11 protein-coding genes are annotated in these 11,813 nt (G+C 61.6%); 10 read left to right on the top strand and 1 reads right to left on the bottom strand.

Annotated elements, in window-relative coordinates; all coding sequences use genetic code 11:
- From BM059_RS03690 to BM059_RS03660, 7 genes are all read left to right on the top strand, one after another.
- Positions 1-321: aminotransferase class III-fold pyridoxal phosphate-dependent enzyme (locus BM059_RS03690; protein ID WP_139220698.1), on the top strand; the 321-nt coding region annotated here is incomplete at its 5' end.
- A gap of 137 nt (positions 322-458) precedes the next feature.
- A complete protein-coding gene (locus BM059_RS03685; RefSeq protein ID WP_037003585.1) occupies positions 459-1,556 on the top strand; it encodes a polyamine ABC transporter substrate-binding protein in 1,098 nt (365 codons plus the stop codon).
- Between the two features lie 66 nt (positions 1,557-1,622).
- Positions 1,623-2,717, top strand: a complete 1,095-nt coding sequence (locus BM059_RS03680) for a polyamine ABC transporter substrate-binding protein (RefSeq protein ID WP_074936776.1) — start codon at positions 1,623-1,625, stop codon at positions 2,715-2,717.
- A 68-nt stretch (positions 2,718-2,785) separates the two neighbouring features.
- Positions 2,786-3,877, top strand: coding sequence for a polyamine ABC transporter substrate-binding protein (locus BM059_RS03675; RefSeq protein ID WP_074936774.1), 1,092 nt, complete (start codon positions 2,786-2,788; stop codon positions 3,875-3,877).
- 53 nt (positions 3,878-3,930) lie between these two features.
- Positions 3,931-5,085: a polyamine ABC transporter ATP-binding protein gene (gene potA / locus BM059_RS03670; protein ID WP_074936772.1), complete on the top strand. Its 1,155-nt coding sequence runs from the start codon at positions 3,931-3,933 to the stop codon at positions 5,083-5,085.
- On the top strand, positions 5,082-5,990 hold the full coding sequence (locus BM059_RS03665; RefSeq protein WP_037003576.1) for an ABC transporter permease subunit: 909 nt from the start codon (positions 5,082-5,084) through the stop codon (positions 5,988-5,990). Before potA ends, BM059_RS03665 begins: the two co-directional genes overlap by 4 nt.
- An 82-nt stretch (positions 5,991-6,072) precedes the next feature.
- The gene (locus BM059_RS03660; protein WP_037003573.1) at positions 6,073-6,951 is read left to right on the top strand and encodes an ABC transporter permease subunit; all 879 of its coding nucleotides are present in this window, start codon (positions 6,073-6,075) and stop codon (positions 6,949-6,951) included.
- A 122-nt stretch (positions 6,952-7,073) separates the two neighbouring features.
- Here the strand turns inward: BM059_RS03660 and BM059_RS03655 are convergent, their stop codons facing one another.
- Complete coding sequence (locus BM059_RS03655; RefSeq protein WP_037003572.1) at positions 7,074-8,438, bottom strand: CYTH domain-containing protein; 1,365 nt, start codon at positions 8,436-8,438, stop codon at positions 7,074-7,076.
- A 112-nt stretch (positions 8,439-8,550) separates the two neighbouring features.
- On the opposite strand from BM059_RS03655, the gene BM059_RS03650 reads away from it, so the two are divergent.
- The 3 genes from BM059_RS03650 (at position 8,551) to argE (ending at position 11,774) form a co-directional block, all read left to right on the top strand.
- Positions 8,551-9,228, top strand: coding sequence for a TIGR00153 family protein (locus BM059_RS03650; RefSeq protein ID WP_037003570.1), 678 nt, complete (start codon positions 8,551-8,553; stop codon positions 9,226-9,228).
- A gap of 38 nt (positions 9,229-9,266) precedes the next feature.
- On the top strand, positions 9,267-10,538 hold the full coding sequence (locus tag BM059_RS03645; RefSeq protein WP_037003569.1) for an inorganic phosphate transporter: 1,272 nt from the start codon (positions 9,267-9,269) through the stop codon (positions 10,536-10,538).
- A 69-nt stretch (positions 10,539-10,607) separates the two neighbouring features.
- Positions 10,608-11,774: an acetylornithine deacetylase gene (gene argE / locus BM059_RS03640; protein WP_074936770.1), complete on the top strand. Its 1,167-nt coding sequence runs from the start codon at positions 10,608-10,610 to the stop codon at positions 11,772-11,774.
- Positions 11,775-11,813: the final 39 nt, after the last annotated feature.

The raw sequence follows: 11,813 nt of genomic DNA, 5'->3' as shown, positions 1-11,813 counted from the left end.
CGGGTGAAAGCAGAAACGGCACCGTATTTGCAGAGTCGTCTACGTGAGCTGGCGGATCACCCGCTGGTGGGCGAAGTGCGCGGTGTCGGCATGCTCGGTGCCATCGAATTGGTGCAGGACAAGGCGACGCGCAAACGTTATCCGGGTGACAAGGGGGTAGGCATGATCTGCCGCGGCCACTGCTTTAATAACGGTCTGATCATGCGCGCCGTGGGCGACACCATGATCATCGCGCCGCCCCTGGTGATCAGCCAGGCAGAAGTGGATGAGCTGGTAGAGAAAGCACGCAAGTGCCTGGATCTGACCCTGCGTGACCTGTAGGTCTGAAAGCCCGCAGTCACGGAAAGTTGTCAGCGGTGCCATGACCTTGCCAGACTGCGCCAGAGTGCGTGAGCCGGCCTGATTCGAACGGCTTGCGCGACCTCTGGAATATCGACACAACAACAGGAGCTGTACGCATGAAAACATTCGGCAAGACCCTTCTCGCGTTGTCCCTGACCGCGGCCGTGGCAAGCGCTGCTCAGGCTGACGACAAGGTGCTGCATGTCTACAACTGGAGCGATTACATCGCCGAAGACACCCTGGCCAACTTCGAGAAGGAAACCGGCATCAAGGTCGTCTACGACGTCTTCGACAGCAACGAAGTGCTGGAAGCCAAGTTGCTGGCCGGCAGCTCCGGTTATGACGTGGTGGTACCGTCCAACCCGTTCCTGGCCAAGCAGATCAAGGCTGGCGTGTTCCAGAAGCTGGACAAGTCCAAGCTGCCGAACTGGTCGAACATGGACAAGGACCTGCTCAAGGCCCTTGAACCGAGCGATCCGGGCAACCAGTACTCGATTCCCTACATGTGGGGCACCATCGGCATCGGCTACAACGTCGAGAAGGTCAAGGCCGTGCTCGGCGAAAACGCGCCGGTCGACTCCTGGGATCTGGTGTTCAAGCCGGAAAACATGGAAAAGCTGAAGTCCTGCGGTGTTTCCTTCCTCGATTCGCCGACCGAGATCCTGCCGGCTGCCCTGCACTACCTGGGCTATGCCCCGGACAGCAGCGACAAGGGTGAGCTGCAGAAGGCCGAAGAGCTGTTCATGAAGATTCGTCCTTCGGTGGCCTACTTCCACAGCTCCAAGTACATCTCCGACCTGGCTAACGGCAACATCTGCGTCGCCATCGGTTACTCCGGCGATATCTATCAGAGCAAGGCCCGCGCCGAAGAAGCGAAGAACGGCGTGCAAGTCGGCTACAACATTCCGAAGGAAGGTGCAGGTTCCTTCTTCGACATGCTGGCCGTACCGGCCGACGCCAAGAACGTCGAGGCTGCACACGTGTTCCTCAACTACCTGATGGAGCCCAAGGTGATGGCCAGCATCACCAACTACGTGCAGTTCCCCAACGGCAATGCTGCCGCCACTCCGCTGGTGGATGAAGCACTGCGCACCGACCCGGGTGTGTACCCGACGCCCGAAGTGCTGAAGAAGATCTACACCTTCCCGGACCTGGCTCCGGCGGTGCAGCGCACCATGACCCGCAGCTGGACCAAGATCAAGTCCGGTCGCTAAGCAACGAAGCAACGCGCCTGGCGGGTTCGCCCGCCAGGCACCCAAATCGCAAGAAGAGGAAACGTTATGCGTCGTTCTACCCTGCTGGCTGGCCTGATCGCCGCTGCCATCGGCATGTCTGTCGCCCAGGCAGCCGACCGTGTGGTCAAGGTCTACAACTGGTCCGACTACATTGCGCCGGACACCGTGGCCGAGTTCGAGAAGGAAACCGGCATCAAGGTGGTGTATGACGTTTTCGATTCCAATGAAACCCTCGATGGCAAGCTGGCTACCGGCCAGAGCGGCTACGACGTGGTCGTGCCGACCAACCACTTCCTGGCCAAGCAGGTACGTGCCGGCACCTACCTGAAGCTGGACAAATCCAAGCTGCCCAATCTGGTCAATCTCGACCCGACCATCATGAAAAACCTGGCCGCGGGCGACCCCGGCAACGAATATTCGGTGCCCTATCTGTGGGGCACCAACGGCATCGGCCTGAACGCCACCAAGGCGCGCGCGGTGCTCGGTGACGATGCACCGCTGGATTCCTGGGAACTGCTGTTCGACCCGAAATACGCCGAGAAGCTGGCCTCCTGTGGTATCGCGCTGCTCGACTCGGGCGACGAGGTGCTGCCGCAGACGGTCAACTACCTGGGCCTGTCGCCGCATACCACCCAGCGTGAAGACTACGAGAAAGCCTATGAGCAGTTGATGAAGGTGCGCCCTTACATCACCTATTTCCACAGCTCCAAGTTCATCTCCGACCTGGCCAACGGCAACATCTGCGCCGCCTTCGGCTACTCCGGTGACGTGCTGCAGGCCGCTGATCGCGCCGAAGAGGCCGGCCGCAGCGACGAGATCATCTACATCATTCCCAAGGAAGGCACCGCCATGTGGGCGGATCTGCTGGCCATCCCCAAGGATTCGAAGAACGTCGCCGAAGCCCACGAATTCATCAACTACCTGCTGCGTCCCGATGTGATCGCCAAGATCAGCGACTACGTCGCCTACGCCAACCCCAACCTCAAGGCCACCGAGCTGCTCGACGAGAGCGTGCGGGACAACCCGGGCGTTTATCCCAGCAAGGAAGTGATGGCCAAGCTGTATGTCGCCGAAGAGCGTTCGCCACAGGTGCAGCGCTGGCTGACCCGTGACTGGACGCGCATCAAAAGCGGCCGCTGATCGACGAAAGATTTTCCTATAAAGTGCCGCGCCTTTTCCGGTCGGCACACAAGAATGAGGACGATACTGTGCGAGTTACCCTGCCCAAGTCTCTGATCGCGATGGCCGCTTCTGCCTTCTGTAGCGCCGCTCTGGCCCAGCCCACGGTGCATATCTACAACTGGAGCGATTACATCGGCGAAGAGACCCTGGCCAAGTTCGAGGCGAAAACCGGCATCAAGCCGATCTATGACGTCTTCGACTCCAACGAAACCCTCGAAGGCAAACTGCTCGCCGGCCGCAGCGGCTACGACGTGGTGGTGCCCTCCAACCATTTCCTCGGCAAGCAGATTCGCGCTGGCGCCTTCCAGCCGCTCGATCGCAGCAAGCTGAGCAACTGGGATAACCTCGATCCGGCGCTGCTCAAGCAACTGGAAACCAACGATCCCGGTAACCAGTACGCCGTGCCCTATCTGTGGGGCACCAATGGCATCGGCTACAACGTCGAGAAGGTCAAGGCCGCGCTCGGCGTCGAGGAGATCGATTCCTGGGCCGTGTTGTTCGAGCCGGAAAACATCAAGAAGCTCAGCGAGTGTGGCGTGGCCTTCCTCGACTCCGGCGACGAAATGATCCCCGCCATGCTCAATTACCTGGGCCTGAACCCCAACAGCACAAACCCCGATGATTACGCCAAGGCCGAGGCCAAGCTGCTGGAAGTGCGCCCCTACGTCACCTACTTCCACAGCTCCAAGTACATCGGCGATCTGGCCAACGGCAATATCTGTGTGGCGGCCGGTTTCTCCGGCGACATCCTGCAGGCCGCCGATCGTGCCGACGAGGCCGGCAAGGGTATTGAAATCGCCTACAGCATTCCCAAGGAAGGCGCCAACCTCTGGTTCGACATGATGGCCATTCCGGCCGATGCCGCCAACGCCGAGCAGGCTCATGCCTTCATCAACTTCCTCCTCGAGCCCGAGGTGATCGCCGAAGTCAGTGACTACGTGGGTTATGCCAACCCCAATACCAAGGCAGATGAGTTCATGGATGAGGAGGTTCGCAATGACCCTTCCGTGTATCCACCCCAGGCGGTGCTGGACAAGCTGTACATCTCCGCCGAGCTGCCGGTTCGCGTGCAGCGCCTGATGACCCGCAGTTGGACCAAGGTCAAGTCGGGTCAGTAATCGTTCCTGCCCGACCGCAGGGGTCGGGCACAATCTTCCGGGAGTTTTCCTAAATGGCTGTTGCCTCCAGCGCCTACAAAAAAGCCCTCGAGGGGGATCAGACACCGAAAGAGGTGCTGGTCAAGATCGATCGGGTAACCAAGAAGTTCGACGAGACCGTGGCCGTCGACGATGTCTCGCTGACCATCAACAAGGGTGAGATCTTCGCCCTGCTGGGCGGCTCCGGCTCGGGCAAGTCGACCCTGCTGCGCATGCTGGCCGGCTTCGAACGGCCCACCGAAGGGCGCATCATCCTCGATGGCGTCGACATCACCGATATGCCGCCTTATCAGCGTCCGATCAACATGATGTTCCAGTCCTACGCCCTGTTCCCGCACATGACCGTGGCGCAGAACATTGCCTTCGGCCTGCAGCAGGACAAGCTCTCCAAGGCCGAGATCGACGAGCGTGTGGCCGAGATGCTCAAGCTGGTGCACATGACCCAGTATGCCAAGCGCAAGCCGCATCAGCTCTCCGGTGGTCAGCGTCAGCGCGTGGCCCTGGCCCGCTCGCTGGCCAAGCGACCCAAATTGCTGTTGCTCGACGAGCCAATGGGTGCGCTGGACAAGAAGCTGCGTTCGCAGATGCAGCTGGAACTGGTGGAAATCATCGAGCGCGTTGGCGTGACCTGCGTGATGGTGACTCACGACCAGGAAGAGGCCATGACCATGGCCCAGCGTATCGCCATCATGCACCTGGGCTGGATCGCCCAGACCGGTAGCCCGATCGATATCTACGAGACCCCGACCAGCCGCCTGGTGTGCGAGTTCATCGGCAACGTCAACCTGTTCGATGGCCAGATCACCACGGACGAGGTCGACCACGCGATCATCGATTGTCCGCAGCTGGACAAGCCTATCTACATCGGCCACGGCGTCAGTACCCGCGCCGAGAACAAGTCCGTCAGCTACGCCCTGCGCCCCGAGAAGCTGCTGATGGCCACCGCGCTGCCGGAAGACCACGAGCACCCCGAGTACAACTGGAGCCGCGGCCACGTGCATGACATCGCCTACCTGGGTGGTCACTCGGTGTACTACGTCAAGCTCACCGCCGGACAGGTCGTGCAGTGCTTCATTGCCAACGCCGAGCGCCGCGGCAAGCGTCCGACTTGGGACGACCCCGTGGTGGTGTACTGGGAAGACGACAGCGGCGTGGTACTGCAATCATGAAACTGGCCAAACTCTCGCGCTACTTGCCGAGGGGCCGGCATGCCGTGATCGGCATACCCTTCCTCTGGCTGTTCATGTTCTTCCTGCTGCCGTTCATCATCGTGCTGAAGATCAGCTTCGCCGAGGCCGATGTCGCGATTCCGCCGTATACGGAAATCTACGAGTGGGCGGACAACAAGCTGACGCTGTTGCTGAATTTCGGCAACTACATCTTCCTCACCGAGGATGCCCTGTACCTGTCGGCATACCTCGGCTCGTTGAAAGTGGCCTTCTTCAGCACCGTGCTGTGCCTGGTGATCGGCTACCCGATGGCCTACGCCATCGCCAGGGCGCCGAAGTCGCAGCAGACGGTGTTGCTGCTGTTGATCATGATGCCGACCTGGACCGCGATCCTGATCCGCGTCTATGCCTGGATGGGCATTCTCGGCAACAACGGGCTGCTCAACAGCCTGCTGATGGGCATTGGCCTGATCGACTCGCCTCTGCAGATACTCAACACCAACACGGCGGTCTATATCGGCGTTGTGTACTCCTACCTGCCGTTCATGATCCTGCCGCTCTACGCCAACCTGGTGAAGCATGATCTGAGCCTGCTGGAGGCGGCCTCGGACCTGGGGTCGAGCAACTTCAACAATTTCTGGAAGATCACCGTGCCGTTGTCGAAGAACGGCATCATCGCCGGCTCCATGCTGGTGTTCATTCCGGTGGTCGGCGAGTTCGTCATCCCCGAACTGCTTGGCGGCCCGGAGACCCTGATGATCGGCAAGGTGCTGTGGCAGGAGTTCTTCAACAACCGCGACTGGCCTGTGGCGTCTGCTCTGGCCGTGGTGATGCTGGCGATCCTCATCGTGCCCATCATTCTGTTCAACCGTAACCAGGCTAAAGAGTTGGAGGGGCGGCCATGATTCGTTCAATCACTGCGAGCCCATCATTCCGTTCAACCGACCTTCCAACCAGAAGCGGAGCTAAAGAGCTGGAGGGCCGCCCATGAAGCGTTTCAGTTTCTCCAGTATCATGCTCTGGGTTGGTCTGGCGTTCATCTACCTGCCCATGGTCATTCTGGTCATCTACTCGTTCAACGCCTCGCGGCTGGTAACGGTGTGGGGCGGCTGGTCGGTGAAGTGGTACGTCGGCCTGCTGGACAACACGCAACTGATGAACTCGGTGATGCGCTCGCTGGAAATCGCCTGCTACACCGCCATCGCGGCGGTGGCGCTGGGTACTCTGGCGGCCTTCGTGCTGACCCGCATCACCCACTTCAAGGGACGAACCCTGTTCGGTGGCCTGGTCACCGCACCGCTGGTGATGCCGGAAGTGATCACCGGTCTGTCCCTGCTGCTGCTGTTCGTGCTGATGGCGCAGTTGATCGGCTGGCCGATGCAGCGTGGCATGACCACCATCTGGATCGCCCACACCACCTTCTGCTCGGCCTACGTGGCGGTGGTGGTGTCGTCGCGTCTGCGTGAGCTGGACATGTCCATCGAAGAGGCGGCCATGGACCTGGGCGCGCGGCCATGGAAGGTGTTCTTCCTGATCACCGTGCCGATGATCGCGCCGTCGCTGGCGGCGGGGGCGATGATGTCGTTCGCCCTGTCACTGGACGACCTGGTACTGGCTAGCTTCGTATCCGGTCCGGGGTCGACCACCCTGCCGATGGAGATCTTCTCCGCCGTGCGCCTGGGGGTCAAACCGGAGATCAATGCGGTGGCCAGCCTGATCCTGCTGGCGGTGTCGTTTGCCACCTTCCTGGCCTGGTTCTTCGCCCATCGCGCCGAGGAAAAACGCAAGAAGGCCATGCAGCAGGCCATGGACGAGACCACCAATCCGTCCTGGCAGCAGGTCGTCGACAGTCGTCGCAGCAACTAAGCGTCTGGCTGAAAGCAAAAACGGGCCCCGCGGGGCCCGTTTTTCATGGTGTCACTGATCGGGGCGTTGTACCGCGATCTGTAGGAGCGGCTTCAGCCGCGAAGGTTGTGAGCGCCCAGCCGCTATTTCACCAACGCCTTCCAGGCCTTGAGGCTGTTCACGATCTGCGTCTGAGTCGCGCGCAGCTGACGCTGCTCGTCGTCCAGGTCCTGCTGCGCCAGTTCGTAGAGCTTGTTCAGCTCGCCATACAGGCGGTCGACCTCGGGCACTTCCAGCACGCCGCGCGCCAGGCGCAGCCAGACCAGCAGGCGTTCCAGACGTGGCATCTGCTCAGCCAGGTCTTCCGGTTGTTGCTGGTAGCGGCGCAGTTGCAGGGCCGCGCCTTCTTCTGCCAGCAGGGTCGGCAGCCAGTTACCCAGGGCGGCGTTGCCCTGGCGGTTGCCACGATTGTTGCGCGCTTGCGTCCAGCTGCGTTGCAGTAGCCAGTGCGACAGCTTCAGCGACAGCAGGCCCCAGCGGCAGCCATCCAGCTCGGCGGCGAACAGCGCCGGAGCGTTTCGCCGCATGCTGTCGTCTTCCTGGCCAGCCGCCAGGCGTGGACGCCAATCGTCGAGCAGGGCGTCGAGTGCTTCGCGCAGCTCACGCGAGCTGGCCCGTGGCGCGGCCTGCCCGAGGCTGGCGAGCAGGGCGCGCAGGTCGATCAGTTGTTCCAGCCATTGCTGCAACAGGCTCCAATGGCCGTTCCAGCGATACTGTTCGGCCAGGCGCTGACTGGCGCCGAGCAGGTGCCAGGCGAGTGCGGCAAATGCATCGTCCAGGCTCATCTCGGCGTTCAGCTCGGGAGCCGGCAGGCTGAGGGTGTAGCTGCCGGCGTCGAACAGGCGATAGCCGCGCTCGGCCTTGCTGATATCGCATGGCATCAGGGGCAGTTCGGCGGCCAGTTCGCAGGCCAGCTCCAGCAGGGCGGCAGGTTCGCCCTGGCGCAGTTCCAGCTCCAGTTCGCAGATCTCTTCTTCGCCCTCGCCAGCGATGACCTTGCCCAGGTCCAGCGCGGCTTCGATGACCACCTTGGCCTTGCCGCGGCCCCAGGCAATTTCGGCCTTCTCGCGAACGAAATCGGTGGTGAACAGCGGCTGCAGGGTTTTCTTGTCCAGCTCGGCGAGGCTGGCCGGCCAGCAACTGTCATCAAGCTTTTTCAGGTCAAGCTTGGCCTTGCTCAGGTACCAGTCCCACTCGTTGCGTTCGGACAGACCGGCGACGCTTTGGCCACGGCTTTTCAGGGTCTGGATGAACTGTTCGCCGTCACGGCGCAGGCGCAAGGCGACCTTGGCGCTAGCCAGGTCGCGGTCCGGGGTGTCGTAGTACTGGTTGAACAGCTCGCCGCGCTGCCAGCCGCTCTTGTTGCGCTTCTTCAGCAACGGATGTTCACGCAGAGCGGCCAGGGTGGCGCGGCTGGCGCGCAGTTTGATTTCGGTTTCTTTGACCATGGTGGAGAGCTAGATAGCCTTTTATGAAAATGTGACAGACCGATGACGCGCGCTGGCGAATGACGAAGCCGGTCCCTATACTTGCGACCTTCTCAAAACGGGGGCTTACCCTATGCCTATCAATCCCTTTGTCAGCCTGTTCGGCCGTTCACCCATCGGCCCCATGCAACAGCATATCGCCAAGGCCCACGAGTGCGCGGCGAACCTTGTTCCCTTCTTCGAAGCCATAATGGTCGAGGACTGGGCCAAGGTAGAACAGGTACAACAGGAGATGTCCCGGCTGGAGCACGAGGCCGACAAGCTGAAGAAAAGCGTGCGCCTGCACCTGCCCAAAAGCCTGTTCCTGCCGGTGCCGCGTTCGGACCTGCTTGAGCTGCTCAGTGTACAGGACAAAGTCGCCAACCGTGCCAAGGACATCGCCGGCCTGATGCTCGGCCGGCAGATGGCTATTCCGCAGCCGTTGCAGCCGTTGGTACGCACCTACGTGCAGCGCAGCGTGGACGCCAGCGCCCAGGCGCTGAAGGCGATGAACGAATTGGACGAACTGCTTGAGACCGGCTTCGCCGGCCGTGAAGCTGTGCTTGTGGAAAACCTGATCGAGGAACTCGGTTCGATCGAAAACGACACCGATCGCCTGCAGATCGAGGTGCGCCGCAACCTGTTCAAGCTGGAGAAGGACCTTCCCCCGGTCGATGTGATGTTCCTCTATCAGATCATCGACTGGATCGGCGACGTCGCCGACCGTGCCCAACGAGTGGGCAACCGACTGGAACAACTGCTGGCGCGCTAAGCGCCAGTGTCCTTTCTGGGATCTACGGATAACTCATTATGTCTCTTATTGCGGACTACGGGCTGCTTCTGCTCGTCCTCGCCTGTCTTTTCGGTTTTTTCATGGCCTGGGGCGTCGGCGCCAATGACGTGGCCAATGCCATGGGTACTTCGGTTGGCTCACGCGCGCTGACCATCAAGCAGGCGATCATCATCGCCATGGTCTTTGAGTTCGCCGGTGCCTATCTGGCTGGCGGCGAGGTGACCGAAACCATCAAGAACGGCATTGTCGATGCCAACATGATCAGCCCCAATCTTATGGTGCTGGGCATGATGTCGGCGTTGCTGGCCGCGGGTACCTGGCTGCTGGTGGCTTCGACGCGCGGCTGGCCGGTCTCCACCACGCACACCATTGTCGGCGCGGTAATCGGTTTCGCCGCAGTTGGCGTATCGATGGATGCGGTGCACTGGAGCGGCGTCGGCCCCATTGTCGCCAGTTGGGTGGTCACGCCGATGCTGGCCGGGATCATCTCCTTCTGCCTGTTCGTCAGCGTGCAGAAGCTTATCATCGATACCGACAACCCCTTCCTCAACGCCAAGCGCTACGTGCCGCTGTACATGTTCATCACCGGCTTCATGATCTCGCTGATGACCATGACCAAGGGCCTCAAGCACGTCGGTCTAGACCTCTCCAGCACCGAAGGCTTCATGCTTTCGATCGGTATCGGCGTGCTGGTCATGCTGATCGGTATCGCCCTGCTGAGCCGCATCCATGTCGATGTCGAGGCCGACAAGGCCTTCCACTTCTCCAGCGTGGAGAAGGTGTTCGCCATCCTGATGATCTTCACTGCCTGCTCCATGGCCTTCGCTCACGGCTCCAACGACGTGGCCAACGCAGTGGGTCCGCTGGCTGCCATCGTCGGTGTGATCCAGAGTGGTGGTGAGTTGGCGGCTGGCGAGAAGTCGCTGGTGCCGGGCTGGATCCTGCTACTGGGCGCGCTGGGTATCGTGATAGGCCTGGCCACCTACGGTTACAAAGTGATCGCCACCATCGGCAAGGAAATCACCGAGCTGACCCCCAGCCGCGGTTTCGCTGCCGAACTGGCCGCTGCCACCACCGTGGTCAGCGCCTCGGGCCTGGGTTTGCCGGTATCCACCACCCACACCCTGGTGGGCGCGATTCTCGGCGTTGGCCTGGCGCGCGGCATCGGTGCGCTGAACCTGGGCATGATCGGCAAGATCTTCCTGTCCTGGATCATCACCCTGCCGGCTGGTGCGATCCTGTCGATCATCTTCTTCTTCATCTTGCGCGCGCTGTTCGGCGGGGTCTGATTCCACTTCGGCGGTTTCACCGATAAGACGATGCCCCTATGATGGGGCATCGTTTTTTGGAGAGCGCCGATGCCCTTGCCGTCCTTTCAAGAGCAGTTCGCCGCGCTGATCGCAGCGCCCTCGGTGAGCTGTACCCAGCCCAACTGGGACCAGAGCAATGCGCCTGTCATCGAGCTGCTCGCCGCCTGGCTAGGTGACCTGGGCTTTACCTGTGAAACCCAGCAGATCGCTCCCGGCAAGTTCAACCTGCTGGCCAGCTATGGCTCCGGTCCCGGTGGCCTGGTGCTGGCCGGGCACAGCGACACCGTGCCGTTCGATGCCGCCCTGTGGCAGACCGACCCGCTCAAGCTGACCGAGGTCGGTGACCGCTGGGTGGGCCTCGGCAGTTGTGACATGAAGGGCTTCTTCGCCCTGGCCATCGAAGCTGTGCGGCCGCTGCTCGATCAGCCGTTCAAGCAACCGCTACTGATCCTCGCCACCTGTGATGAAGAAAGCTCCATGGCCGGTGCCCGTGCCCTGGCCGACGCCGGCCGGCCGCTGGGTCGCGCTGCGGTGATCGGTGAGCCGACCGGCCTCAAGCCGATCCGCCTGCACAAGGGCGTGATGATGGAGCGCATCGACATTCTCGGGCAGAGCGGCCACTCCTCCGATCCGGCTCTAGGCCGCAGTGCGCTGGAGGCCATGCAGGACGTGATGGGTGAGTTGCGCGGCCTGCGTGCGCAGTGGCAGCGCGAGTTCAACAACCCACAGTTCGGTGTGCCGCAGCCGACGCTTAACCTGGGCTGCATCCACGGCGGCGACAACCCCAATCGCATCTGCGGCCAGTGTGCGCTGGAGTTCGACCTGCGCCCGCTACCGGGTATGGATCCCGAGCAGTTGCGCGAAGCCATTCGTGGCAAGTTACAGCCGCTGGCGCTCAAGCATCAGGTGCGTATCGACTACGGCCCGCTGTTCCCCGCGGTGCCGCCTTTCGAGCAGGCTGCCGATGCCGAGCTGGTGCGTGTGGCCGAGCGTCTGACCGGGCACAGCGCGCAAGCGGTGGCATTTGGCACCGAGGCGCCTTATCTTCAGCAACTTGGCTGCGAGACGCTGGTGCTTGGCCCCGGCGATATCGATTGTGCGCACCAGCCCGGGGAACACCTGGAGCTGGCCCGCATCGAACCTACTGTGGCCATACTGCGCCAACTGATCCAACACTATTGCCTGACCCGGAGTGAAGACGTGCAACGACGATGAGAGCCAGCACCGAGCCCGCCTTTTCGCTCATGGCGGGTT

Origin of the sequence: Ectopseudomonas composti, from assembly GCF_900115475.1 — a bacterium.
Classification (GTDB): Bacteria; Pseudomonadota; Gammaproteobacteria; order Pseudomonadales; family Pseudomonadaceae; genus Aquipseudomonas; species Aquipseudomonas composti.
This window is presented reverse-complemented; position numbering and strand designations above follow the sequence as displayed.